General features: G+C 70.4%; 22 protein-coding genes. 6 read left to right on the forward strand and 16 right to left on the reverse strand.

Annotated elements, in window-relative coordinates; all coding sequences use genetic code 11:
- Positions 1 to 32: 32 nt before the first annotated feature.
- The 4 genes from KBX21_RS08145 (at position 33) to cyaB (ending at position 2183) form a co-directional block, all read left to right on the forward strand.
- Positions 33 to 587 carry a DUF5753 domain-containing protein gene (locus tag KBX21_RS08145; RefSeq protein ID WP_307869180.1) on the forward strand — a complete coding sequence of 185 codons (555 nt, stop codon included), beginning with the start codon at positions 33 to 35 and terminating at the stop codon, positions 585 to 587.
- Positions 588 to 599: 12 nt separating this feature from the next.
- On the forward strand, positions 600 to 791 hold the full coding sequence (locus tag KBX21_RS08150) for a DUF397 domain-containing protein (RefSeq protein ID WP_210841523.1): 192 nt from the start codon (positions 600 to 602) through the stop codon (positions 789 to 791).
- A gap of 217 nt (positions 792 to 1008) precedes the next feature.
- Positions 1009 to 1254, forward strand: coding sequence for a DUF397 domain-containing protein (locus KBX21_RS08155; protein WP_210841524.1), 246 nt, complete (start codon positions 1009 to 1011; stop codon positions 1252 to 1254).
- A 329-nt stretch (positions 1255 to 1583) separates the two neighbouring features.
- Entirely contained in the window at positions 1584 to 2183 is a 600-nt protein-coding gene (cyaB, locus tag KBX21_RS08160; RefSeq protein WP_210841525.1) for a class IV adenylate cyclase, read from the forward strand.
- Between the two features lie 107 nt (positions 2184 to 2290).
- Here the strand turns inward: cyaB and KBX21_RS08165 are convergent, their stop codons facing one another.
- The 12 genes from KBX21_RS08165 to KBX21_RS08220 form a co-directional block, all read right to left on the reverse strand.
- On the reverse strand, positions 2291 to 3946 hold the full coding sequence (locus KBX21_RS08165) for a cation acetate symporter (protein WP_049571945.1): 1656 nt from the start codon (positions 3944 to 3946) through the stop codon (positions 2291 to 2293).
- Complete coding sequence (locus KBX21_RS08170; protein WP_049571948.1) at positions 3943 to 4347, reverse strand: hypothetical protein; 405 nt, start codon at positions 4345 to 4347, stop codon at positions 3943 to 3945. Before KBX21_RS08170 ends, KBX21_RS08165 begins: the two co-directional genes overlap by 4 nt.
- A gap of 19 nt (positions 4348 to 4366) precedes the next feature.
- A complete protein-coding gene (locus KBX21_RS08175) occupies positions 4367 to 5155 on the reverse strand; it encodes a LytTR family DNA-binding domain-containing protein (protein WP_049571951.1) in 789 nt (262 codons plus the stop codon).
- A complete protein-coding gene (locus KBX21_RS08180; protein ID WP_049571953.1) occupies positions 5152 to 6168 on the reverse strand; it encodes a sensor histidine kinase in 1017 nt (338 codons plus the stop codon). The genes KBX21_RS08175 and KBX21_RS08180 overlap by 4 nt, the downstream gene beginning before the upstream one ends.
- 419 nt (positions 6169 to 6587) lie before the next feature.
- Complete coding sequence (locus KBX21_RS08185; RefSeq protein ID WP_210841593.1) at positions 6588 to 8270, reverse strand: cation acetate symporter; 1683 nt, start codon at positions 8268 to 8270, stop codon at positions 6588 to 6590.
- A 14-nt stretch (positions 8271 to 8284) separates the two neighbouring features.
- Positions 8285 to 8692, reverse strand: a complete 408-nt coding sequence (locus tag KBX21_RS08190) for a DUF485 domain-containing protein (RefSeq protein ID WP_210841526.1) — start codon at positions 8690 to 8692, stop codon at positions 8285 to 8287.
- Positions 8693 to 9059: 367 nt separating this feature from the next.
- Positions 9060 to 9632, reverse strand: coding sequence for a hypothetical protein (locus KBX21_RS08195; RefSeq protein ID WP_210841527.1), 573 nt, complete (start codon positions 9630 to 9632; stop codon positions 9060 to 9062).
- On the reverse strand, positions 9632 to 11257 hold the full coding sequence (locus KBX21_RS08200; RefSeq protein WP_210841528.1) for an Nramp family divalent metal transporter: 1626 nt from the start codon (positions 11255 to 11257) through the stop codon (positions 9632 to 9634). Before KBX21_RS08200 ends, KBX21_RS08195 begins: the two co-directional genes overlap by 1 nt.
- A gap of 276 nt (positions 11258 to 11533) precedes the next feature.
- Positions 11534 to 13687: an acetate--CoA ligase family protein gene (locus tag KBX21_RS08205; RefSeq protein ID WP_210841529.1), complete on the reverse strand. Its 2154-nt coding sequence runs from the start codon at positions 13685 to 13687 to the stop codon at positions 11534 to 11536.
- 4 nt (positions 13688 to 13691) lie between these two features.
- Positions 13692 to 14921, reverse strand: coding sequence for a formyl-CoA transferase (frc, locus tag KBX21_RS08210; RefSeq protein WP_049571974.1), 1230 nt, complete (start codon positions 14919 to 14921; stop codon positions 13692 to 13694).
- Positions 14922 to 14936: 15 nt separating this feature from the next.
- Positions 14937 to 16643 carry a thiamine pyrophosphate-binding protein gene (locus KBX21_RS08215; RefSeq protein WP_049571976.1) on the reverse strand — a complete coding sequence of 569 codons (1707 nt, stop codon included), beginning with the start codon at positions 16641 to 16643 and terminating at the stop codon, positions 14937 to 14939.
- A 454-nt stretch (positions 16644 to 17097) separates the two neighbouring features.
- Positions 17098 to 17325 carry a hypothetical protein gene (locus KBX21_RS08220; protein ID WP_210841530.1) on the reverse strand — a complete coding sequence of 76 codons (228 nt, stop codon included), beginning with the start codon at positions 17323 to 17325 and terminating at the stop codon, positions 17098 to 17100.
- 213 nt (positions 17326 to 17538) lie between these two features.
- On the opposite strand from KBX21_RS08220, the gene sucC reads away from it, so the two are divergent.
- Both sucC and sucD read left to right on the forward strand, forming a co-directional pair.
- The gene (gene sucC / locus KBX21_RS08225) at positions 17539 to 18720 is read left to right on the forward strand and encodes an ADP-forming succinate--CoA ligase subunit beta (RefSeq protein ID WP_210841531.1); all 1182 of its coding nucleotides are present in this window, start codon (positions 17539 to 17541) and stop codon (positions 18718 to 18720) included.
- A gap of 31 nt (positions 18721 to 18751) precedes the next feature.
- Positions 18752 to 19633 carry a succinate--CoA ligase subunit alpha gene (sucD, locus tag KBX21_RS08230; RefSeq protein ID WP_049571981.1) on the forward strand — a complete coding sequence of 294 codons (882 nt, stop codon included), beginning with the start codon at positions 18752 to 18754 and terminating at the stop codon, positions 19631 to 19633.
- 124 nt (positions 19634 to 19757) lie between these two features.
- On the opposite strand, the gene fdhD is transcribed toward sucD, so the two are convergent.
- From fdhD to KBX21_RS08250, 4 genes are all read right to left on the reverse strand, one after another.
- Positions 19758 to 20639: a formate dehydrogenase accessory sulfurtransferase FdhD gene (gene fdhD, locus KBX21_RS08235; protein ID WP_210841532.1), complete on the reverse strand. Its 882-nt coding sequence runs from the start codon at positions 20637 to 20639 to the stop codon at positions 19758 to 19760.
- Between the two features lie 137 nt (positions 20640 to 20776).
- Positions 20777 to 21718 (reverse strand): 2Fe-2S iron-sulfur cluster-binding protein, encoded by a 942-nt coding sequence (locus KBX21_RS08240; protein ID WP_210841533.1) that lies wholly within the window; start codon positions 21716 to 21718, stop codon positions 20777 to 20779.
- Entirely contained in the window at positions 21715 to 23904 is a 2190-nt protein-coding gene (locus KBX21_RS08245; protein WP_210841534.1) for an NAD(P)H-dependent oxidoreductase subunit E, read from the reverse strand. The genes KBX21_RS08240 and KBX21_RS08245 overlap by 4 nt, the downstream gene beginning before the upstream one ends.
- 213 nt (positions 23905 to 24117) lie before the next feature.
- On the reverse strand, positions 24118 to 26082 hold the full coding sequence (locus KBX21_RS08250) for a molybdopterin oxidoreductase family protein (RefSeq protein ID WP_210841535.1): 1965 nt from the start codon (positions 26080 to 26082) through the stop codon (positions 24118 to 24120).
- Positions 26083 to 26092 lie beyond the last annotated feature (10 nt).

Consider the following 26092-nt stretch of genomic DNA (forward strand, 5'->3'; position numbering starts at 1 on the left):
AGAGCGGGTGGTGGAACCGCTACGGTGACGCGATCGGTGGCCCGTACACCTCTTACGAGGCCGGGGCGACCGGTATCAAGATCTTCGAGCCGCAGTACATCCCTGGTCTCTTCCAGACTGAGGCATACGCTGCGGCCGTTGCCCAGGCAACACTTATTCGCAACCCAGACGACATCGCCAGAGCGGTTGAGGCCCGGATGCGGCGCCAACAGCTACTCACCCAGCAGGAGGACCGGCCGTTCGTGTGGGCTGTGATCCACGAGGCTGCCCTGCTCATGCTGCGGTCGCATCCGGAGCTGTTCCACCCGCAGGTTGACCGGCTCATTGAGCTGGCGGAAGCTCCGAACGACGTGACCATCCAGGTACTCACCATGAGTGCGGGGTTGCATGCTGGGATGGGAGGGCCGTTCGTGATCCTGGACTACGAGGACGCCGCAGCGATCACGTTCTTGGAGACAAACACGGATGGCCTCTACCTGGAGAAGCCGACCGAGGTCACTCGGTACCGCCAGTCCTTCGACCGGTTGGTTGCCAAGGCCCTCGACCCTGATGAAGTGCCCGCATACCTGCGGGCACTGGCCGCCTAGAAAGTCACGACCATGTACTCATCCACTGACAATCAGCTCATGTTCCGCAAGTCGAGCTACAGCAACCCGTCAAACTGCGTCGAGTACGCCGACGCAGGGGAAGGGACGGCTGCCGTGCGGGACTCCCAGAACCCGGAGAACGGCCACTTCCTGCTTTCTGGGCGGGAGTGGGGGGCACTCCTGGGCGCCGTTCGTCGCGGATAAGTCTGCAAGAAGCAGAGAGGCCCCGACAGAACCTGCCGGGGCCTTCTACGTACTCATCCAGGAACACTGTACCTCGCTGCTTATTGAGCGGGAAGCAGGTCCACTGTCCACAGCTGGACAGGGGTTCGGGACGTTCTCCTCTGAGCATGAGGTGTCGCAGCGGGCAGGACTGTGTATGAGTCAGTCAGCACCCCCATCTCCAGCGGAGGTCCCCAAGATGCACCCCCACCCCGCCGAACTCACCTTCCACAAGTCCAGCTACAGCGACCGCAACAACTGCGTCGAGGTCGCCCGCTACCGCAAGTCCTCCTACAGCGGCACCGGAAACAACTGTGTAGAGGTTGCTGACGTCCCTGGTGAGCACCTGGTCCGCGACACCCAGAACCGCGACCTCGGTGCCCTGGGGTTCGCCGGGGCAGAGTGGGCCGCTGCCCTCGGCGTTATCCGTGCCGACCAGGTGTAGCCCCTGTCACCTCTAGGCCCTGACTGATCGCAGTCGGGGCCTGTCCGTTCGTCTAGCTGCCGCAATCCTGGATTCGCGCCACCTTGTCGCTCCACGGGTCATGGGCTTCGCCGTCCGCAGTTGGACAGGATCGGAGCTTCCACCGGTACCTGACCAGACGGCTCGCCAATCCGCTGTGGGACGCCAAACAGCTCGAGCTCTTCCGTAACATCCCGGTGTCGGATTCCCGGATGCTGGCCGAGGCACTGGCCAGTGTTCGAGAGTCGTTCAGCAAACACAACCTCGCTCGCGTGTACGCGGCCCTGGCCCCTGGAAGGGCATGACCCTCGATGCCACTGATGGAGATTGAGCGCAAACGTAAGTTGGAGAATCGCGAGCTCCTGGAACAGCGGCTGGAACAGTCGGGGTTCGTCGCGATGAGGCCGACGGTGGAGGTCGATACCTACTACAGCAGGCCCGACGTCGACTTCCTGGTCACTGTCGAGTGCCTGCGGGTCCGTGAACGTGACGGCGGGTGCGAGGTCACCTACAAGCCCGCCTCCGACTCCACCACCCACAGCACCACGGGTGTTATCGCCAAGCGGGAGACGAACGTGGCGCTGGCGGACACTGCCCAGGTCGCACACGCCCATGCTCTGCTGGAGGCGTTGGGCATGGTCCGGCTGGCCCGGGTGGAGAAGTCGCGCACCTGCTACCGCGACTCGGGGCAACCGGAGCTCTCGGTGGTGGTGGACACGGTCACGGGCCTGGGATCGTTCGTCGAGACCGAAATCGTCTCCGAAGGCTCTCGCCAGGAAGCCGTACGGCAACTCGAAGAGATCGAACAGCTCCTGGAGCTGGGTCCCCACCCGGTGGTGACCTCGCCATACCGGGACCTGCTGTTGAGCGCCCAAGCGAACGAGGACGCGGTGCGCACCTCTGTGTCCTGATCCGTCATTGATGGCGTGGCCGGTTGGGGAGATGGGCTGGGCCATCCGCAGGAAGCCCAGAGGCATGACCACGATCTCGCTCGTCTCATGCCAGGCGCCGGAACTTCCTATGGAGAGTGCAGGCGCAGCACCGCGTGCTCGGCCCACTCCGGCGGGCGGGTGAACCGCGAGACCACCGTCATCGTGAGGAAGGCCAACGGGATGGTCCAGGCCGCTGGTTGTGCCAGCAGCACGCTCACCCAGCCCTCGGGTGTGCTGAACAGGATCGACCAGCCGACAGCGCCGGTCGCGGTGACCCCGCCGACGATCAGCCCGGCGGCCGCCCCGGGCAGGGTGAGCCGCCGCCACCAGATGCCCAGCACCAACAGCGGGCAGAAGGTGGACGCCGCCACCGTGAACGCCCACACGACCAGCACGTTGATGTCGATCATCTGCGCGGGCAGCGCCAGGAGCACCGCGACGCAGGCGCCGACCGCCACGGCCAGCCGCAGCCGGGGCACGCTCCCCTGGAACAGGTCGTGGGACAACCCTCCAGCCAAAGCCAGCAGGAGGCCCGAGGACGTGGACAGGAACGCGCCGAAGGCCCCCGCCGCTACCAGGGCCGTCAGGATCGTGCCCACCGAACCGGGGACCGCCTCGGCGGGCAGCACCACCGCCACGGTGTCGGTGCCCTGGAGCATCACCAGCTGTGGCGTGAGCACTCGGCCCAGCAGGCCGTAGACCGTGGGGAACAGGTAAAACAGCCCCAGCAGGGCGATGACGCCGACCGCCACCCTGCGGGCGATCCGCGCGGTCGGACTCGTGTGGAAGCGCATAATCACGTGCGGCAGGCCCATACAGCCGAGCGTGATGGCGAGCAGGGTCGACCAGGTCTCGAACAGCGGGTACCCGCCCACATCCAGCAGCGGAGTGCTCCACCGCTCACTGCCCAGCTCCGGCAGGCCCGCGGGGTGCGGGATGGTGGCGCCCTCGGGGAACACGTACTCCGTGCCCTCGGCCACCGAGTGCTCTCCGGCGGCCAGCTCCAGTTCCTCGCCGTCAGTGGTGGTCACGGTGACCGCGTGGTCCAGGCTGAAGTCCGTGGCCACGGCGAACTCGACGGGCGTGGTCCGGGGGAAGTGCGTGCCCCACTCCGGGTGCAGCGCGTCCGCGCGGGTGTCGGCGCCCGCGTGCACCACGAGGAAGATCGCGGGAACGGCGAGGAAGGCCAGTTTGACGACGTAGTGGAAGGCCTGCACGTAGGTGGCCGAGCGCATACCGCCCGCCGCGATCGACCCGCTCACCACCAGGCCCGCCAGCAGCACGCCCACCCAGTAGGGGGTCCCGCTGACCAGGCTCAGCACCACCCCGGCGCCCTTGAACTGCGGCACCAGGTACAGCAGCATGATCACCAGAACCACGCACCCGCAGAGCTTGCGCAGCCGTGGCGCGCCCAGCCGGTACTCGGCGAAGTCCGGCACGGTGAAGGCTCCGGACCGCCGCATCGGCCCGGCCACCAGCGCCACCACGGCGACGTAGCCCGCGGTGAACCCCACCGCGTACCACATGGTGCCCAGCCCGTTCTTGAGCAGGAGCCCGGCCAGACCCAGCACCGAGGCGGCCGACAGGTACTCACCGGCGATGGCGAGGGCGTTCCAGTTCGGTGAAACGCGCCGCGACGCCACCAGGAAGTCCGAGGTGGAGCGGGCCGCCCGCACCCCGTACAGGCCGATCACCAAGCTGGTGACCAGGACCAGGCCGATCGCCAGCACGGCCGTGGTCATGGTGTTCCGTCGGGGTCGGCGCCGTCCGCCTCGGCGCGTTCCGACGCTCGGGCCTCGGCCCGGTCCTCCAGGCGTTCGGCCGCGCGCACGTGCCACAGGGCCAGACCGAACAGCAGCGGGTAGACCGCCACCGTCAGCAGCAGCCAGGAGACCGGGACCTCGGCCAGGCGCGTCCGCCCCAGTCCGGGGAAGACGGCGAAGGCCCCGCTCAGCCCGAAGAGCACCCCCGCCAGCAGCAGGACCGTGCGCACCGCCGTGCGCCGCTGGGCCCGGAAGAGCCGCCGCGCCGCCTCGGTGTCCACCGGGGCGGGCACCGGGATGAGGTGGTGCGCGGGTCGGTTGCCCCGGGCCAGCGCGATGCGGGTCTGCGGGCTGGTGAGCTTCTCGCGGCGAGGGCTCATCCGCGCCCCCGTCCGGCGTTCACTGCTGCTCCTTGACCGCTCCGGGCGGGCGGGCCGAACGGCCCAGCTGGTCGCGCTTGGCCGCCTCCATGAGCTGGCTCCGGAGGTGGCGGCTGTGGCGTCGGCTCACCGGCACGTCACCGGCGGGGGTCCCGGCCACCAGACCGGACGAGGAGGTCACCCGCAGGTCCCGCACCCAGGGGATGGCGATCAGGAACCCCCGGTGCACCCGGATGAACCCGGCCGAGGCCCACACCTCCTCCAGGTACGACAGCGACAGGCGGATCAGGTGCGTGCCGTCGGCCGTGTGCAGCCGCACGTAGTCGCCCTGCGCCTCCACGAACTGCACGTCGTCGCGCTTGACGAAGACGGTCCGGCGCCCGGAGTCGATCTGCACCACGTGCAGGTCCTCCGCAGGGGGTGGGGCGCCGCCGGATCCGCGCAGCTGCGCGATCCGCCCCACCGCCTCGGCCAGCCGCTCCGGCCGGATCGGCTTGAGCAGGTAGTCCACGGCCCCGATCCCGAAGGCCTCCACGGCGTGCGCCTCGGAGGCCGTCACGAACACGATGGAGGGCGGCTCCGACATCACGCTCAGCACGCGCGCCACGTCCATGCCGTCCAGCCCGGGCATGAGGATGTCAAGGAAGGCCGCGTCGATGCTGGTCGTACCGAGCAGGCGGACGGCGGTGGCGCCGTTGGACGCGACCAGGACCTCCGCGACCTCGGGCATGTCGGCCAGAAGGGAGGCCATCTCCTGCCGGGTGGAGGACTCGTCCTCCACCACCAGCACACGGAGTTCGGGCTTCACCGGACCACCACCCCGGGTGCGAATCTCGGTACGCGCACGGTCACCTTCGTCCCTTCTCCCAGCGCGGTCTCGATCACCAGACCGTACTCGGGCCCGTAGACCGCACGCAGCCTCTGGTCGACGTTGGCGAGACCGACGCCCCGGGACTCGGGGCCTGTGCCCGCCAACAGCGCCCGCGCCAGCTCCGGGTACATGCCCACACCGTCATCCTCGATCTCGATGACGCACAGCGGCCCCTCGCCGAACCCGGACACGCTGATGTGCCCGGTGCCCTCCTTGCGTTCCAGCCCGTGCCGGATCGCGTTCTCCACGATCGGCTGTACGACCAGGAAGGGGATGGCCACGGGGAGCACCTCGGGAGCCATCCGCACGGTGATGTCGAGGCGGTCGTGGAACCGGGCCCGCTGGAGCTCGAGGTAGGTCTGGGTGGCCTCCAGCTCGTCGGAGACCGTGGCGTAGTCGCCCTTCTCCGAGAACCCGTACCGGAGGTAGTCGGCGAAGTCCGAGAGCAGGTGGCGGGCCCGGTCCGGGTCGGTGCGCACCAGCGCGGCGATCACGGCGAGCGCGTTGTGGACGAAGTGCGGGGAGATCTGCGCGCGTAGGGTCCGCAGGTCGGCGGCGGCGATCCGGGCGCGGGCCCGGCGCAGGGCGGCGTGGTCCAGGCAGTCCGAGACCAGCGCGGCCGCCGCTTCCATGTCCGCCTCCACGGGCTGGCCCGAGGCCACCAGGGCGCCGGAGAGCTCGTCGGCGACAGTGAGGGGCACGGCGCACACCGAGGAGCCGTCGGGCAGACGGGTGCGGGCGCCGCCTCCGTACTCGAAGACCTGGGACAGCAGGGCTTCGACCTCGGCGGGGTCCGGGCACCTCCCGTGGGAGGCGACCGTTCCGTCGAGGTCGGCTAGCAGCACCCCGTCCACCGCCAGGACCTGGCGCAGGCGGCGGGCCGCGGAGTGCGCGCCGCGCCCGTGCAGGCCGTCCCGGAGGTCGACCCCCAGGGCGTGGACCTGGCGCATCAACTCGACGCTCGCCCGGCGTTCCGAGGACGTGGGGCGCCGGGAGGGGGAAAGCCACGACAGCCACCGATAGGACACGGACCGATCTTATCCCCGCAAAATGTGTCGGCGATCACGTACTGACGTCGCCTTTCCTCTTCGTGTCAGAGCGTGCACCGTCGGTGCGGACGGTGCACGGGACGGGCCCGTCGCCCCGGGAGGCGACGGGCCCGTCAGCGGGGGACCGTTCGGCTAGGGAGTGTTCTTTTGGATGCTTTCGCCGGTGGCGGCGGAGCCGCCATCGATGCGAGCGGCCGTCCAGGCAATCTCTCGCAAGACGATGAGCGATGGTTAGCCCGGGATTGGCTGTCCGAGCTTCATCGGCGCAGTGAGAGGCAGCCTGGTGGACGCGAGCGCGGAATGATCCAAAAGAGCACGACCTAGTGGCTGCTGGCCTTCTCCGCACCCGCGCCGGTCAGGGCGCGGACCTGGAGCATCGCGAACTTCTCGTAGTCGCGCTCCTTGGACAGCAGGGTTCCGACCACGGCGCAGAGCAGACCCAGCGGCACCGAGACCAGCGCCGGGTTGGGCATCGGGAACCACGCGAAGTCGGCGCCCGGGATGAGCGCGGTCTCCGAACCGGAGACCACCGGCGAGAAGAACACCAGGCCGACCGCGCTGATCAGACCACCGTAGATACCCGCGAGGGCACCGGCGGTGTTGAAGCGCTTCCAGAACAGGCTGAGCAGGAGGGTCGGCAGGTTCGCGGAGGCCGCGATCGCGAACGCCAGCGAGACCAGGAAGGCCACGTTGAGGTTCTGCGCGAACACCGCGAGGACGATGGCGATGAGGCCGACGAACCAGGTGACGACCCGGGCGACCTTCACCTCCTCGGCTCCGGTCGCCTTGCCCTTGCGGATCACGGAGTTGTAGAAGTCGTGGGCCAGGGACGAGGACGAGGCGATGGTCAGACCGGCGACGGTGGTGAGGATGGTCGCGAAGGCCACCGAGGCGATGACCGCCAGCATGATCGACGCGAAGATCGGACCGCCGATGTTGGCCCCGACCGCCTCCGCGAGCATGGGCGCGGCGGTGTTGCCCGCCGGGTTCTGGTCCTGGATGGTCTCGTAGCCGACCAGCGCGGCGGCGCCGAAGCCCAGCACCAGGGTCATCAGGTAGAAGACGCCGATGAGGCCGATGCCCCAGTTGACGGACTTGCGGGCGGTGGTGGAGTCCGGAACCGTGTAGAAGCGGATCAGGACGTGCGGCAGGCCGGCGGTGCCGAGCACCAGGGCCATGCCGAGGCTGATCAGGTCCAGCTTGTTCCACATGGTCTGGACGGCGCTGTCGACCTCCTGGCCGTACAGCAGACCGGGCTGGAGGAAGGTCTCGTCACCGACCTGGCTGGAGTTGGCCGCCTGCGTCATCAGCTCGGGCAGGCTGAACCCGTAGATGGACAGGGTCAGCACCACCAGGAAGGCGACGCTGATCATGAGGAAGGCGGCCTGGACGATCTGGACCCAGGTGGTGCCCTTCATGCCGCCGAAGGTCACGTAGATGACCATCAGCAGGCCGACCACCACGATGCCCATGATCTTGGCGACGTCACCGGACATGCCGAGGTAGGTCTGGTCGCCCTGGATGCCGAGCAGCAGGGCGATCAGCGCGCCCGCGCCGACCATCTGCGCGATCAGGTAGAAGATCGACACGGTCAGGGTGGACACGGCCGCCGCCGTGCGGACGGGGCGCTGCTGCATCCGGTAGGACAGCACGTCGCCCATGGTGAAGCGGCCGGAGTTGCGCAGCATCTCGGCGACCAGCAGGAGCGCGATCAGCCAGGCGACGAGGAACCCGATGGAGTAAAGGAAGCCGTCGTAGCCGGACAGCGCGATCATGCCCGCGATGCCGAGGAAGGACGCGGCCGACATGTAGTCGCCCGCGATGGCGAAGCCGTTCTGGGTGGCGGTGAAGCCGCGGCCGCCGGAGTGGAAGTCGGTGGCCGTGTGCGTGCGTTTGTTGGCCCACGCGGTGATGGCGAGGGTGCCCGCGATGGTCAGCAGGAACAGGACCATGGTGATGGTCCGGCTGGCACCGGTGACGGCGCCTTCCTGCGCGAGGAGGATTCCGGTCGAGAGGATCACTGGCCCTCCTCCGCCTTCTTGTCGTTGAGACCCAGGAGCTCGTCACGCAGTTCGTAGGAGAGCGGGTCGAACTTCTTGCGGGCGTACCAGGAGTAGAGGATCGCGATCCCGAAGGTCGAGACGAACTGGAGCAGGCCCAAGAGCAGCGCGACGTTGAATCCGGCGGCGACCTCGATCGCCATGATGTCGCGCGCGAAGCCGGACATCGCGACGTAGATGGCGTACCAGATCAGGAACAGCACGGTCATCGGGAAGACGAAGACGTACAGGGTGCGCCTGAGGTGGAGGAACCGGGGGTCGCTGTGCATCGCGACGATGGTCTCGGACGGGATCGGTTCCGCTGCGGGAGCCTCGTCCGGGTTCGACCCGGGCGTGGGGTCCTTGGCCGATGGTTGGCTTGCCATGCTGTTCGTAACCTCCGGGGGGATGGCGGGGAAGGTGCCGCGTCTGGTCGCGTTCCCGCTGTGGGGCGGGCCCGCCTCGAATGACCAGCTCGTGTGACGTGCGTTACCTCGCACTGTAATGAGGGACACGTGGCCTGAGCAGGGGGGCGTGCCGGGGCGCGCGCCGAACGCGGACGAGGAGCGTCGAGCGGTCGCCCACCGTGCGACGAACGGTCCGCTGGTGCGCCGAACGGTCGACGGACGGCCGGAGGCCACCCCGCCTGGCGACACGGGTCCCGCAGGGCACTTGCCGCACAGCTGACGGCCCCGGCGGGTGGAGGCCCACCGGGGCCGTCAGCTCGGATCCCGTTCCGTGGACGGGGGCGGGTCAGTCGCGGCGCCCGCGATCGCCCGGTGACCGACGCGCCCTGCGCCCCTCGCGTCGGCGGTTGAGGTGGGCCGCGTGCACGAGGTAGCGCTGGAACAGCGCCTCCGCCACCGGGTTGTGGCCACGCACACGAATCAGCCAGTGCGGCATGGTCCGCTCGTGCAGCCACAGGAAGCCGATGGTGAAGCCGAAGCTCAGCATGGCCTGCAACGCGAGGAACGACATCAGCGGTTCGCGCAGGGCGGGGCCGTCACCGATCACCCACGCCACCATGTGGGCGTCGAACAGTTGGGCCGCGGGGAACCCGATCAGCCAGTACAGGGCCAGCGGGGCCACAGCCCCGATGGGGAAGACCCCGCGTGCCAGCAGCACGCTGTACACGGCGCCGAGCACGGCGAGGGGGAGGCCCAGCGCCAGCCCGGCGGTGCCGGTCATGGCCAGCGGCAGACCCGCCGCCATCCCCACACCCGTGGCGAACAGACCGGCGACCAGGCCGATGGCCGCGCCCGGGAGCGCGACCTCCAGGTGGTTGGGCGGAGTGCCCCCGGCGCGGAGGGCGGACGAGACGGGCATCAGTCGACCACCACCCCGAAGGCGATCAGCGAGTAGAAGAGCGCGCCGAGGTAGAACACGGCGGCCAGGGCGATGATCGCGTTGGAGACGATCCCGGGGCGGATCGGCTTGGGCAGGGCGATGTTGTTGACCAGCAGCAGCACCACGCAGTACGCGCCCATCGCGAAGGCCGACAGGAAGGCCAGCACGTCCAGGATGGCCGCAGGTCCGTCCGCCGGGCCGAACAGCAGGATGACGGTGCCGAAGGCGATCAGCCCCCACAGGAACAACCCGTACAGCTTCGACATCCCGAGCCGCTTGGCGCCTGGTACGAAGTTGTACGTCATGTCGGCCTGACCGCGCGAGAAGGAGTCGAACAGGCCCAGGGTCGCGTTGATGCCGATGAGCGCGATGAAGAGGAAGAACACCGTGCCGAGCACGGGGCTCCCGGCCGCCGAGAAGGCACCGGCCATTGCGTCCAGTGACGCCTCCCGGTCACCGTCGCGGATCAGTTGCGCCACCTGTGGGTCGAACCGGGCCGCGGACTGGGCCAGCACGGTGAAGGAGATCGTCACCAGCATGGTGATGCCCCAGAAGGGCACCATGGCGTCGAAGGTCACCCAGCGGCGCCACCCCCTCCACTTCTCCATCTCCCTCGGGTCCGAGGTGTCGAACATGAAGCCGCGCGAGGGTAGGGCCTCCTGCTCGCCCGCGTGCCGCAGGCCCCGGATCTGGGGGATGTGCGCGCCCATGCCCGCGCCCTTGTCACGCAGGTGCAGGGTGTACCACATCTGCTGCATTCCGGACGGCCCGGCGAAGGCGATGGCGCCGACGACGATCGGGAACCAGGCCGCAGACATGGCCTCCTCGGGGAAGTACCCGAACGAGAACATCCCGCTGATGGTGGAGGTGAGATCGGACAGGTTGCCGACCATCGCCGCGACCACGGACGTGCCGACCACCAGCAGGCCGATGCAGATGGAGAGCAGGTTCTCCAGCAGGTCGTAGATGACCTTGGCGAGGGTGAAGACCACGCCGACGAGGACCATCCCGGCCACCGCCGTGATCTGCCAGGGAACTCCGGTCACCCGCTCGAACGCGGAGGCGCCCGCCGAGAGGTGCCCCGGCCAGATGTACACGAGGATCGCGGTGAGGAAGAAGAACCACATCAGCGGCTTGAACACGCGTGCGGCGCCGTAGAAGATGCTCTCCCCGGTGGCCATCGCGTAGCGCGACATCTCCAGCATGACCACGGCCTGGAGGGAGACGCCGATCAGGAACAGCCAGCGGATCTCGGGGCCGAAGACGAGGACCAGGCGGGGCCACATGTAGGACTCGCCCATGCCCACGCCGAGGGCGACGAGGAAGACCGTGGGGCCGAGGATGTGGATGGAGGGGGGAGCCTTCGGCAGGCTCCGGATGGGCATCGGTTCCAGCTTGCCCGCCTTCCAGAACCGCTCCTCCTGCGGGGGTGCGGCGGCGTCGGCCGGAGTGTCGGAGGACGCGCCGTCGGAGGCGGTGGCCGGTTCGGCGGCGGGGCCGGACTCTGAGGAGTGGGGCTGGCGCTGGGCCGGGATGTGGGGTCGTTGGGTCCCGGACGGCGCCGGGGGTTCCGAGGAGTTGGGGTCGGGGCGTGAGGAATCCAATGCGGTACTCCGTATGTGCGCGAATGCGAGTCGTGGTTCGCATGTCGCCCCCGGGTGGTGCTGCACCTCCCTGCTTGTGGTGGACACGTGGCTGGGGGTCACCGTGGCTGGACGTGGCTGTCCCTCGCGGTGGCCAGGGGCCCGGCGGCCTTGCGGCGGCGGCTCCAGGACTGCCGGGCTGGTGTGGCTTGTGTGCTCAGTGTGTGGCGCGTGGCTGTTGTCGGTTCTGGGTCGTGACGGCCCGGCCGGGGCCGGTGGCACCGGCCGGGCACTCGGTCAGAGTAGTCCGGCTGCCCGGGCCCAGCGATACTTCGCGCCCAGAACCTTCACCGGCATCTCGGTCGTGTAGGGGTAGGCGACGATCCCGTGCTCGAACAGCCTCTGGCTGGCCGCCTCGACCTCGGTGTCACCCGAGAGAGAGGCCACCACCGGCTTGTCGATCCCGGCCGCGCGGGCCTTGCTCACCACGTCGATCACGACGTCGGCGAAGACCAGCGGCGGGGTGACGATGGTGTGCCAGTAGCCGAGGACGAGGGCGTGGACGCGGGGGTCCTCCAACCCGAGGCGGATGGTCTTCTCATAGGTGGAGGGCGGTTCGCCGCCGGTGATGTCCACCGGGTTGCCGGCCGCCCCGAACGGCGGGATGAAGGCGCGGAAGGCCTCGTCCAGGTCCGGCGGGATCTCGTACAGCGACATCCCGTTGTCCACCACCGCGTCCGACAGCAGCACGCCGGAACCGCCCGCGCCGGTGATGATCACGATGTTCTCGCCGCTGGGCGCGGGCATGACCGGCAGGGCGCGGCCGTACTCCAGGAGCTCGGTCAGGCCGGGGGCCCGGACCACGCCCGCCTGGCGGAGGATGTCGTCGTAGACCTTGTCGTCCCCGGCGAGCGCGCCGGTGTGCGACCCGGCGGCGCGGGCCCCGGCGGAGGTCCGGCCGGCCTTGAGCACCACCACGGGCTTCCTGGGGACCACCTCGCGGGCGGCGGCCACGAACGCCCTGCCGTCCTTGAGGTCCTCCAGGTGCATGGCGACGGCGTTGGTGTTCTCGTCCTGCCCGAAGAAGGTGAGCAGGTCGTCCTCGTCGATGTCGGCCTTGTTGCCCACCCCCACGATGGCGGACACGCCCGTGCGCGTGCTGCGGCTGTACCCCAGGATCGCCATGCCGATCCCCCCGGACTGCGAGGTCAGGGCGGTGCCCCCGGCCACGTCGTAGGGGGTGCAGAAGGTCGCGGACAGCTTCTCCGGCGTGTAGTAGTAGCCGTAGATGTTGGGGCCGAGGACGCGGACCCCGTGCCTGCGGGCGACGGCGAGGACCTCGTCCTGGAGCTCCTGCTCGCCGGTCTCGGCGAACCCGGACGGGATGAGGATGGCGCCCGCCACCCCCTTGCGTCCGGCCTCCTCCAGCGCCCCGGCCACGAACTTCGCCGGGATCGCGAAGACCGCCACGTCCACCTCGCCGGGCACGTCGGTGATCGACTTGTACGAGGTGAGGCCGTTGACCTCGGCCGACTTCGGGTTGACGGGGTGGATCCCGCCCCGGAACCCGCCGTCCACGATGTTGCGGATCACCGAGTTGCCGATCTTGCCCGCCTCGTTGGAGGCGCCGATCACGGCGATGGAGCGCGGCTTGAAGATGCGCTCCATGGACGCCAGGATCTCGTCCCGCTCGAAGGTGCGGGGCCCCTCGGCGGGCTCGAAGTCCAGGACGAACCGCAGGTCGGCGGCGATGGCACCGGACGCCGAGGCGAACACGGGGTTGAGGTCGGCCTCGGCGATCTCCGGGAAGTCCGTGACCAGCTGAGACAGCCGCACGAGCAGGTCGGCCAGGGCGCCCCGGTCCACCGCCTCGGCGCCCCGGACCCCGTCCAGGACCTCGGCCGCCCGGATGTCGGCGACCTGGGCCAGCGCCTCCTCCCGCGTGACCGGGGCCAGGCGGAAGGAGACGTCCTTGAGGACCTCCACCAGGACTCCGCCCAGCCCGAACACCACGACCTTGCCGAACGTGGGATCGGTGGTGGCGCCGACCAGGACCTCCAGACCGCCCTGGACCATCTGCTGGATCTGCACGCCGTCGACGCGGGCGTCGGGGTCGTGTGCGCGGGCGTTGGCGGTGACGCGCTCGTAGGCGGCGGCCACCTCCTCGGTGGTGTTCAGTCCGATCTCCACGCCACCCGCGTCGGTCTTGTGCAGGATGTCGGGGGAGACGATCTTGGCTGCCACGGGCAGACCGATCTCGGTGGCCAGGGCGGCGGCCTCCTCGGCGCTGTGGGCCAGTGCCTCACCGGGGACGGGGATGCCGTAGGCCTCGGCGAGGAGGCGGCCCTCGGGGGCGGTGAGCGCGGTCCGGCCCTCGGCCCGGGCCCGGTCGAGGACCTCGCGGACCGGGGAGGGGGCGCGGTCGGAACGCTCGGGTGTGTAGACGGCCATGCGCTCAGATCACTCCGTTCGATGAGAGCTCCGCCAGTTCCTCGGAGGTCAGGCCCAGCTCGTCGCGGTAGATGTCGGGGTTGTGCTCACCGAGCAGGGGGGACCGGCTGACGTCCACCGAGGAGTCGGAGAGGCGGATGGGTGAGGCCACGGTGTGGTAACTGCCGCGTTCGGGGTGGTCGACCTCGGTGACCACGCCGTTCTCCCGCAGGGTGGGGTCCTCGATGATCTCCCGGGTGGACATGATCGGCCCGCAGGGGATGTTGTGCGCGTTGAGCGCGGAGAGCACGTCCCACTTGGGCAGTTCCCGGGACCACTCCTCGATCAGGGCGAAGGCCTTGTCGAGCTTGTCGAGCCGGGCCTCGGGGGTGGCCCACTCGGGGTCCTCGGCCAGTTCGGGGCGGCCGATCAGCCGGGCGATGGGCGCCCAGCCCGCGGGTTGGATGATCACGTACACGTAGTCGTTGGGGCCGCCCGGCGCGGTGCGCACGGCCCAGCCGGGCTGTCCGCCGCCGGAGGCGTTGCCGGAGCGCGGGACCTCGTCGGTGAAGTCGTCGTTGGGGTACTCCGAGAGCGGGCCGTGCGCGAGCCTTTGCTGGTCGCGCAGCTTGACCCGGCACAGGTTGAGCACCGCGTCCTGCATGGCGACCTGCACGCGCTGGCCCCGGCCGGTGTGCACCCGCTGGTAGAGCGCGGCGAGGATACCGGCCACTGTATGCATTCCCGTGCCCGAGTCACCGATCTGCGCGCCCGTGGCCAGCGGCGGGCCGTCCTCGAACCCGGTCGTGCTCATGGAACCGCCCATCGCCTGGGCGATCACCTCGTAGGCCTTGAAGTCCGCGTACGCGCCCGGGCCGAAGCCCTTGATCGAGGCGTAGACCAGTCTTGGGTTGGCCTCCGCGAGCACCTCCCAGGTGAACCCCATCCGGTCCAGGGCTCCGGGTGCGAAGTTCTCCACCAGCACGTCGCTGCGGCGCACCAGGTCCAGGAAGATCCGCTTGCCCTCGGGGCTCTTGGTGTTGAGGGTGATGCTGCGCTTGTTGGAGTTGAGCATCGTGAAGTACAGGCTGTCCACGCCGGGCCTGTCCCGGAGCTGACGCCGGGTGATGTCGCCCGAGGGCGCCTCCAGCTTGACGACGTCGGCGCCCATCCACGCGAGGATCTGCGTCGCGGACGGTCCCGACTGGACGTGGGTCATGTCCAGGACGCGGACCCCGTCGAGTGCCTTGCCCATGACTCTCCTTCCGGGCTACTTGTACATCGTCTGGTTCATGGTCCCCGGGGCGTACACCTCGGGGTCGATCCAGACGTTGATCAGTGAGGGTTTGCCGGACTCGCGGGCCCGCAGCAGGGCCGGGCCGATCTCGGCCGGGTCGTGGACCTCCTCGCCGTGTCCGCCGAGCATCTTCGCGAACTCGGAGTAGCGCACGTCGCCCAGGGTGTTGCCCAGTTCGCCCCGGTCCGCGCCGTACTTGGCGATCTGGCCGTAGCGGATCTGGTTCATCGAGGAGTTGTTGCCGACGATCCCGACGAAGGGCAGGTCGAAGCGGACCAGGGTCTCGAAGTCCCATCCGGTGAGGCTGAAGGCGCCGTCGCCGAAGAGCGCGACCACCTCCTTGTCCGGGCGGGCGTACTTGGCGGCCATCACGAACGGGATTCCGACGCCCAACGTGCCGAGCGGCCCCGGGTCCAGCCAGTGGCCGGGCGACTTCGGCTGGACCACCTGGCCGGAGAAGGTGACGATGTCGCCGCCGTCGCCCACGTACACGGAGTCCTCGGTGAGGAACTGGTTGATCTCGTTGACCAGCCGGTACGGGTGGATCGGGGTGGAGTCCGAGGTCAGCAGGTGCGCGCGCTTGTCGAGCGCGGTCTGCTCCTGGGTGCGCAGCTCCTCCAGCCAGCCCTTGCGGCCCTGCGCCCCGGTGTCGCCGTAGCCGGAGACGGCCTGGAGCGCCGAGGACAGGATGACGTCGGCGTCTCCAACGATGCCGAGGTCGATGTCGCGGTTCTTGCCGACGGTGGCGTAGTTGAGGTCGATCTGCACCACGGTGGCGTCGGGGGAGAGGCGCTTGCCGTAGCCCATCCGGAAGTCGAACGGCGTCCCGACGATGATGATGAGGTCGGAGTTGCTGAAGGCGTAGCGCCGGGAGAGCTGGAAGTGGTGCGGGTCCCCGGGTGGGAGGGTGCCGCGTCCCGCGCCGTTCATGTACGCGGGGATGTTGAGGGCGCGGACCAGCTCGACGGCCGAGTCGGTGGCCCGGGTGGTCCACACCTGGTTGCCGAGCAGGATGCTGGGCCGCTCGGAGCGCACGATCAGTTCGGCGAGGCGCTCGATGGCGGCAGGGTCGCCCGCCTGACGGGTGGAGGCCCGGTAGTGCCCGGCGGCGGGGACGCGTGCCCGCTCCACGGGGACCTTGGCGTCCAGCACGTCGCGGGGGATCTCCAGGAAGGACGGGCCGGGGGCGCCGTTGTTGGCCTCGCGGAAGGCCATGGAGACCAGGTCGGCGACGCGCTCGGTGTGCGGGACGGTGGCCGCGAACTTGGAGATCGGGTTGATCATGTCCACGTGCGGCAGGTCCTGGAGGGAGCCCATCTTGTGCTGGCTGAGGGCGCCCTGGCCGCCGATCACCAGCATGGGGCTCTCGGCGCGGTAGGCGTTGGCGATGCCGGTGACCGCGTCCGTGGTGCCGGGACCCGCCGTCACCACCGCGCAGCCGGGTTTGCCGGTGATCCGGGCGTAGCCGTCGGCGGCGTGCGCGGCGACCTGCTCGTGCCGGACGTCGATCACGTCGATGCCCTCGTCGGCGCAGCCGTCGTAGATGTCGATGATGTGGCCGCCGCAGAGCGTGAAGACGACGTCGACCCCCTCGGCCTTGAGGGCCTTGGCGACCAGATGGCCGCCGGAGATCGTGCCGCTGTCGCTGTTCGTTTCGGTGGGTACCTTGCCTTCGGCCATCGGTGCGACGACCCCTTTCGTGCTGAGGTGCGGAGCGTACGGTCCAGTGAAAGTCGGATACTGTATACCGTGTCCAACACATTGGAACACTCCGGCGACGTGCTGTCCAGACCCCGTGGGGCTCCGTTGTCCCGGCAGTGTGGGGGAGCGTCCGGATCGGCAGAGGGCGGCGCAGACACGCCGTCGGGGCCGCGGCCACGGGCGTGAGCAGGCCGGAGGCGGCCAGAACGACGGGAGGGGCGGTGGCCGGGGCCGGGCCGAACAGGGCGATCGCGCCGCCGACGCCCAGCAGCCCGCCGACCGCCGACCGCCTCTGAACCGTGGGCCAGTCCGCGAGGTCGGCCGAACGTGCGGAGTCGTCCTCGCGAGGGGCGCGTAACCGGCCCGCCCCGCCACGTGGGTTCGCGCCACGGTGCTGGACGCCGCCGAAGTGTCCCTCGGTGATCGCCCGGATCTACGGGTGGCAGGACTCAGCGGGTGGCAGGCGCTCGTGCCCGCGCCCATCGCCAGCACGGCGGATCAGGAGCGTGAGGGGGCCGTGCGGCGCGGTGGCGGCCGGCGTCGACTGCCTGAGCGTGGTCGCCGTGAGCAGCGCGGTGTGGGTCCGACACCGCCGGGCCCGCTCGGCCGCCCAACTCGCGACGAGCCGTCCGAGTCCGCTGGCCAGGGTGAACGCGGTCACGGCCGCCGCGATCTCCGAGGGGGCGACCCCGCGCCGGACGGTACCGGCGGGAGTGTCACGAGGGTGAGCAGCCCGGCTGTCCCGGACATCGCGGCGATCGTGTGCGGTGCGTGGGCTTGTGAAGGGGCATCTCGACAACAATGCCTATTGCATACTGCATACAATGTCGAGTATCACTGGAAGAGGGGGCGACGAGCGGACGGAGGAGGAGCGTTGGATCTCCACGAGTACGAGGCCAAACAGATCTTCGGTGAGTACGGGGTCGCGCTGGTAGAGGGCGAGATCGCCGACACCCCCGAACGGGTGGCGTCGGTGGCCGGTCGCCTCGGCCACAGGGTCGTGGTCAAGGCCCAGGTCAAGACAGGCGGCCGAGGCAAGGCGGGCGGCGTGAAGGTGGCCGAGGGAGTCGACGAGGCCCGGGCGCGGGCGGAGGAGATCCTCGGCATGGACATCAGGGGTCACACGGTCCACCGCGTCCTCGTCGAGGAGGCGAGCGACATCGCCGAGGAGTACTACTTCTCCTTCCTGCTCGACCGCGCCAACCGCGAGTTCCTCTCCATCTGCTCGGCACGGGGCGGCATGGAGATCGAGGAGGTCGCCGCCGCCGAACCCGACGCGGTCGTGCGTACCCCCGTCGGCCCCGGGGGAGTGGGGCGGAAGGAGGCGCTGGGCATCTGCGCGGCCGCCGGACTGCCCGAGGCGGTCCGCGACAGGGCCGCGACGGTCATGGCCGCCCTGTGGGAGGTGATGGTGGGCGAGGACGCCACCCTTGTCGAGGTGAATCCGTTGGTCCGCACCGCGGACGGGCGGATCGTCGCCCTCGACGGCAAGGTCACCCTGGACGACAACGCGGCCCACCGCCACCTGGAGCGGACTCCCTTCACCCACGGGGCCGGGACCGACGAACGCGAACTCCGGGCCCGCGAGCGGGGCCTCAACTACGTGCGGCTCGACGGCGAGGTCGGCGTCATCGGCAACGGCGCGGGACTGGTGATGTCCACCCTGGACGTGGTCGCCCGGGCCGGAGCGGACCACGGCGGCGTGCGTCCCGCCAACTTCCTCGACATCGGCGGCGGAGCCTCCGCCGAGGTGATGGCCAACGGCCTCGACGTGGTCCTGGGCGACCCGGCCGTGCGGAGCGTGTTCGTCAACGTGTTCGGAGGGATCACGGCCTGCGACGCGGTCGCCAACGGCGTCGTGCAGGCGCTCGAACTCCTGGAGAGCCGGGGCGACGACGTCAGCAAACCGCTGGTGGTGCGCCTGGACGGCAACAACGCCGAGCAGGGCCGCCAGATCCTCACCGCCCGCGCCCACCCGGCCGTGCGCCAGGCGGACACGATGGACGGCGCCGCCGAACTCGCCGCCGAACTCGCCGCCGAACTCGCAGCACGCTGACCGGCCCACCCCCTTCGACAGGAGAAACCCCATGGCCATCTTTCTGAACAGGGACAGCCGGGTGCTCGTCCAGGGCATGACCGGCGCCGAGGGCACCAGGCACACCCGGCGCATGCTCGCCTCCGGTACCAACGTCGTCGGCGGCGTGAACCCGCGCAAGGCCGGTCAGAGCGTCGACTTCGACGGCACCGAGGTGCCCGTCCTCGGCTCCGTGGCGGAGGGCGTGAAGGCGACCGGCGCCGACGTCACCGTGGTGTTCGTCCCGCCCCGGTTCACCAAGGACGCGGTGGAAGAGGCGATCGAGGCCGAGATCGGCCTGGCCGTCGTCATCACCGAGGGCGTCCCGGTCCACGACACCGCGGCCTTCTGGCACCTGGCCACCGCGCGTGGCAACCGCACCAGGATCATCGGCCCCAACTGCCCCGGCCTCATCAGCCCGGGTCAGTCCAACGCCGGGATCATCCCGGCCGACATCACCAGGCCGGGCCGGATCGGCCTCGTCTCCAAGTCCGGCACGCTCACGTACCAGCTCATGTACGAGCTGCGGGACCTCGGCTTCTCCACGGCGGTGGGAATCGGCGGCGACCCGGTCATCGGCACCACGCACATCGACGCCCTGGCCGCCTTCGAGCAGGACCCGGACACCGACGTCATCGTGATGATCGGGGAGATCGGCGGTGACGCAGAGGAGCGCGCCGCCGCGTACGTCCGGGAACACGTGACCAAGCCGGTGGTCGGCTACGTGGCGGGCTTCACCGCCCCCGAAGGCAGGACCATGGGCCACGCGGGGGCGATCGTCTCCGGTTCCTCCGGTACGGCCGCAGCCAAGAAGGAGGCCCTGGAAGCGGCGGGGGTGCGGGTCGGCCGGACCCCGAGCGAGACCGCCCGCCTCACCCGGGAGCTCCTGGGCTGAGGCCGAGCGGTCGGATCGACCGGGACACCGCGACGGGGCGACGGCACGGATGCCGCCGCCCCGGGTGTGCCGGTATCGGACCTGGTTGGTGCGGGGGGCTGGAACGCGCCAACCAGGTCCGCGTCTACCGTTCCGGAGGGCGCGCAGCCCCTGGGGCCGCCGAGGACGCGGTGAGCGCCCTCTCCAGGAGAACGCGATGCCTTCCGGTGTAGACGTTCATGGAGCTGCCGCGCAGGAAGCCGACGAGCGTCATGCCCGCCTCCGTGGCCAGGTCGACAGCAAGGGACGAGGGCGCCGAGACGGCGGCCATCATGGGGATGCCCGCCATCCACGCCTTCTGGACCAGCTCGAAGGAGGCGCGGCCCGACACCATGAGCACGGTCTCGCTCAGCGGGAGGCGGTCGGAGCGCAGGGCCCAGCCGACCAGCTTGTCCACCGCGTTGTGCCGCCCCACATCCTCGCGCACGGCCAGCAGCTCACCGTCGGCGGTGAACAGCCCGGCGGCGTGCAGGCCGCCCGTGCGGTCGAACACCCGTTGGGCCTCACGCAGCCGGTCCGGGAGGACGGTGAGGGTGGGCACGTCGATCCGTAGGCCGTCGTCGGCCACCGGCCACCGCGCCTTGGTGCGCACGGCGTCCAGGCTGGCCTTGCCGCACAGCCCGCACGAGGACGACGTGTAGAAGTTGCGCTCCAGCGAGGTGTCGGGGAGTGCCACCCCGGGAGCCAGGGACACGTCCAGCACGTTGTACGTGTTGGACCCGTCCTCGGTGGCCCCCGCGCAGTACCGGATGGCGGTGACCTGCGGCCCCTCGGAGACCACCCCCTCGCTCACCAGGAACCCGGCGGCGAGGTCGAAGTCGCTCCCCGGGGTCCGCATGGTGATGCTCAACGGGGCGCCGTCCAGCCTGATCTCCAGCGGCTCCTCCACCACGAGGGTGTCGATGCGTTCGCTCTCGACTCCCTCTCTGATCCGGAGGACCTTCTCACGGGCGGTCACCCGTCCCATTCCCCACCACCGCCTTCCGGTGCACGAGTGCGTTTACTGGTCTACTCTTCCCGACATTCGGTGTCGAGGGGACGAAGCGTCAAATCGGCGTATGGAGGACAGGCCGCCCCGAGAGGCCCAGGCCACCGTCCGGTGCCTCAGCCGTCGCCGCGCCGCTGCACGTGTTGGAAGCCGAACCTGCCCTTGATACACAGGTTGCCGTGCGTCACCGGGTTGTCGTGCGGCGAGGTCACCTTGACGATCTCGTTCTCCTGGACGTGCAGGGTGACGTTGCACCCCACACCGCAGTAGGTGCAGATCGTCGTCGTCTCGGTCTGGCTCTCCTCGTCCCAGGTGCCCGCCGCGCGCATGTCGAACTCGGTGGCGAACGACAGCGCCCCGGTCGGGCAGACCTCGATGCAGTTCCCGCAGTACACGCAGGCCGAGTCGGGGAGCTCCACGTCGTGTTCGGTGGAGATGCGGGCGTCGAACCCCCGCCCGGCCACCCCGATCGCGAACGTGTTCTGCCACTGGTCGCCGCAGGCGTCCACGCACTTGTAGCACATGATGCACTTCGAGTAGTCGCGCACGTAGAGGTCGTTGTCCACCTTGGCGGGCTGCTCGACCGTGGCGGCCGCCCCGCCGTCGCCGGGCTCGTGCTCGCCCGCGCGCCGGGCGTCACGGACCCCGAGCGCGGCCGGTTCGGCGCGGGGGCCGAACCGCTCCGGCTCCGCCTCGTAGCGCTCCATCCACTCGGAGACCTTCGGGGTGGTGGACAGGTCCACCGAGGAGCCCAGCAGTTCGAGGACCAGTTTACGGCTGTGCCGCACCCGATCGGAGTCGGTGGCCACGCTCATGCCCTCCTCCAGCTTGCGGGAGCACGCCGGGGCCAGGGTGCGGGCGCCCTCCACCTCCACCACGCACACGCGACAGGCGTTGCGGGGGGTGAGGGTGTCCCCGTGGCAGAGGGTGGGCACCTCGGTCCCGGCCGAGGAACAGGCCTCCAGGACGGTGGTGCCCTCCGGCACCCGGACGGCCTCGCCGTCGATGGTCGCGTCGATCAGGCGTCGGGGGGTGGGCAGGAGTACGGGGACGGTCATCGGGCCTCCTCGGCCGCAGCCCGGTCGTCCGGGGCTGGGGTGTGCGCGGGGTCGGGGTCGCGTGGGTGGTCGGGATCGGGGGCGCCGGAGCCGTCGGGGCCGGACCCGGAGTAGAGGCCGAGCCGGTCGATGGCGGACTCCACGGCGTTCCAGGCGGTCTGGCCCAGGCCGCAGATGGACGCGTCCCGCATGGCCCGGCCGACCTCCCGAAGCAGGGGCAGCTCCTGGGCGGGGGACGCACCGGAGCGCAGCCGCAGCAGCGACTCCTCCTGGCGCACCGTCCCCACCCGGCAGGGCACGCACTGCCCGCAGGACTCGTCGCGGAAGAAGGCCGCCACCCGAGCGAGGGTCGCGCCGAGGTCGGCGGTGTCGTCCAGGACCAGCACCACTCCGGAACCCAGAGAGGTCCCTGCCGCACGCGCCCCCTCGAAGGTCAGCGGGATGTCCAGCTCGTCGCCCCGCACGAAGGTCCCGGCCGCCCCGCCCAGGAGCACGGCCCGGATGGAACGCCCCTCGGGCATCCCGCCCGCGGCCTCGACGAGGTCGCCCAGGGTGGCGCCGAAGGGCAGTTCGTAGAGTCCGGGGCGGCGCACCCCGCCGGACACACAGAACAGTTTGGGTCCGGTGGAGCCCTTCGTGCCCACGGCGGCGTAGGCGGGCCCGCCCATGAGGAGCACGGGGAGCACGTTGACGAGGGTCTCCACGTTGTTCACGGCGGTCGGTTTGCCGAACAGCCCCTTCTCCACGGGGAAGGGCGGTTTGGTGCGGGGCTCGCCGCGCTGGCCCTCGATGGAGCCGAAGATGGCGGTCTCCTCCCCGCAGATGTAGGCACCCGCGCCGCGTCGGATCTCGATGTCGAACGAGAAGCCGGACCCCAGGACGTCGGAGCCGAGCAGGCCGCGTTCCCGGGCCAGGGAGAGGGCGTTCTCCAGGTGGCGCAGCGCGCGTGGGTACTCGCCCCGGATGTAGAGGTAGCCGGTGCGGGCGCCGATCGCGTACCCGGCGACGGTCATGGCCTCGACCACGGAGAAGGGGTCGCCCTCCATGAGGACCCGGTCCTTGAAGGTGCCGGGCTCGCTCTCGTCGGCGTTGCACACCAGGTAGTGCGGGGTGTCCGGCTGCTGGGCGGTGGCGTTCCACTTGCGCCCGGTGGGGAAGGCGGCGCCGCCCCGGCCCACCAGACCGGAGTCGGTGACCTCCCGGATCACTCCGGCGGGGCCGAGGCGCAGGGCCTCGCGGAGCGCGGCGTATCCGCCCGCCGCGCGGTAGTCGTCGAGGCTGAGGGGGTCCACGCGGCCGATCCTGCTCAGCAGGACGTGGTCGGGGGAGCCGGCGTCGGGAACGGCGGCCGCGGCGGGGGGTTCGGTTTCCCCGCCCGAGAGGGGGTCGGCGGCGTAGGTGGCCATGCTGGGACGGTGGCCGCCGGGGGAGTGCCCGTTGTCGACGTTGACGGCGCCGACCGGGGTCTGCGGGGCGGCGTTCGCCGCGCCGTTGGCGCTGCCGTCGGTGCCGTCGGTGCCGGTGGTGTCGTCCGGGGCGCGCGCGCCATCGTGCGTCGGGTCGTCCTCGGCGCTGGTCGCGGATCCCGTCTCCGGGGGCGGGGCGTCGGCGAGGGCGGCGAGGGAGTCGGGGGTCGCGGGGGCCGCGACCGCGTACCGTGCGGGGCTCCCGGCTTCGAGGGCGAGCGCGGCGGGGGCGCGCTCGCACAGGCCCAGGCAGGGGCTCTCGTGCCAGGTGGTTCCGGGGGCCTCGGAATCGTCGGGGTCGTCGGCGTGACCGCCGGGCGGGCCCAGACGGGCGTTCAGGCGGTCGCGGAGCGCGCCGGAACCGGAGGCCGCGCAGGCGATGTCGGTGCACAGGTGCACGACCCGGCGGGGGCGCTCGTGCAGCGCGAACATGGCGTAGAAGGACGCCACTGCGTAGGCCTCGGCCGGGGGGACGGTGAGCCTGCGGCAGATGTGGTTGAGCGCTCCGCGGCTGATCCAGCCCACGCGGTCGTTGACGGCGTGCAGGGCGGGCAGGAGCAGGTCGCGCCGGTCGCGTGCGGCGTGTCCGCCCCGTGCGTAGCGCAGGTCGGAGTCCTGGCGGGTCCCGCCCTCCCAACCGGATTCGGGTGCTCCCAGGAGTGTGTCGACGGCGTCGCGTTCGGCGTCGGTGGCCACCTCGTCCAGAAGTCGCAGGTCCACGCCCGGATCACCTCAATCATGTGTAAGACAGATCACAGGATTCTGTATACAAGAGACAGTAAGATGGGTGTTCCGGATTGACAACCCTCGTTCCCCAAGTGAGTTGGGGGACGGGGGTCGCCCTCCGGGCACACCGGGCGGACCGCCCCACCGGGGCTGGTGGGACGGCCCGCCCCCGTGTCGGCCCGCCTCCACGTGCTCGGGCCGGGTGCCTCAGCCCGAGACGCGTTCGGGGACCTCCCGTCCCCGGTCCCGGGGGTGCGGGTCGACCCGTTCGATGCGCACCGCCGCCGCCTTGTACTCGGCGGTCCCCGCGATCGGGTCGGTGGCGTCGATGGTGAGCAGCTGCGTGTCCACCTGGTGCGGGAAGTGGAAGGTCATGAACACCAGTCCGGGCCGCATGGACTCGGCGACCGAGACCGGTACCAGCACCGAACCGCGCCGCGAGGTCACCCGTACCGTCTCACCGTCCTCCACTCCCAGCTTGGCGGCGTCCTCCGGCGACAGGTCCAGCAGCTCGCCACGGCGCATCGGCGAGGAGAAGCCGGAGGTCTGCACGCCGGTGTTGTAGTCGTCCAGACGGCGGCCGGTGGTGAGCCGGAACGGGAAGTCCTCGTCCAGCAGGTCCACCGGCGGCGAGTGGCCGACGATCCCGAACGGCGCGGGCGCGCCCCGTTCGAGCGGGTCCTTCGACCACAGCCGGGAGTGCAGGTAGCTGGGCTCGAGGGTGTCCTCGGAGTAGCAGGGCCACTGGATGCCGTCGTGCTCGGCCAGGCGCGCGTAGCTCATGCCCCGGTGCATGGGGGACAGCGAGCGCACCTCGTCCCAGATCTCCTCCGCCGAGGGGCGTTCCCAGTCGTACCCCAGCCGGGTCGCCAGCGCGCACATGATCTCGATGTCGTCCCTGGCGCCCTCCGGCGGGTCCAGGGCCTTGCGGACCAGCTGCACCCGCCGCTCGCTGTTGGTGAAGGTGCCGTCGGACTCGCACCAGGCGGCGCTGGCCGGGAGCACCACGTCGGCGAGTTCGGCGGTGCGGGTGAGGAAGATGTCCTGGACCACCAGGTGGTCCAGGGCCCGCAGCCGCGCGGTGGTCTTGTGCGTCTCGGGCTCGGACTGGACGGGGTTCTCGCCGATGACGTAGAGCGTCTTCAGCTCGCCCTCCTCCATGGCCTCGAACATCTGGGTGAGGTTGAGGCCCTTGCGGTCCTGGATGGGGCGGCCCCAGGCCTGCTCGAACGGGGCCCTGACCTCGGCGTCCAGGATGTCCTGGAACCCGGCCAGACGGTCCGGGATGGCTCCCATGTCGCCACCGCCCTGCACGTTGTTCTGGCCACGCAGCGGGTTGAGCCCGGAGCCGTGCCGCCCGACGTGTCCGGTGAGCAGGGACAGGTTGATCAGCGAACGGACGTTGTCGGTGGCGTTGTGGTGTTCGGTGATGCCGAGGGTCCAGCACATCTGGGCACGTTCGGCGCGGGCGTAGGTGTGCGCGAGCTCGCGGATGGCCTCGGCGGGGACACCGGTCTCGGCCTCGGCGGCCGCGAGCGTCCACGGCTCCACCAGCGCGCGGTACTCGTCGAGCCCGCTGGTGGCGCGCTCGATGAAGGACTCGTTGGCCAGTCCGGCGTGCAGGATCTCCCGTCCCACGGCGTGGGCGAGCGGGATGTCGGTGCCCACGTTGAGGCCGAACCAGCGGTCGGCCCACTCCGCGGTGGGGGTGCGGCGGGGGTCCACGACGAAGAGCCGGGCCCCGTTGCGCACTCCCTTGAGCACGTGCTGGAAGAAGATCGGGTGGGCGAAACGGGGGTTGCCGCCCCAGATGACGATGAGGTCGGTGTCCTCGATCTCGGCGTAGGAGGAGGTGCCGCCGCCGGAGCCGAAGGCCGCGGACAGGCCCGCGACGCTGGGGGCGTGGCAGGTGCGGTTGCAGGAGTCGACGTTGTTGGTGCCGACCACGACGCGGGTGAACTTCTGCGCGACGAAGTTCATCTCGTTGGTGGCCCTGGCACAGGAGAGCATGCCGAAGGAGTTGGGTCCGTGGTGGTCGACGCCCTTCCGGAAACCGGCCGCGGCGCGGTCGAGGGCCTCCTCCCAACTGGCGGGGCGGAGTTCCCCGTGTTCGCGGACGAGGGGTCGGGTGAGTCGGTCGAGGGGGTTGGAGTGGTCTGCGGAACGTCGCATGTGGCCTCGC

It is taken from the genome of Nocardiopsis sp. B62 (genome assembly GCF_018070675.1).
Taxonomy (GTDB): Bacteria; Actinomycetota; Actinomycetes; order Streptosporangiales; family Streptosporangiaceae; genus Nocardiopsis; species Nocardiopsis prasina.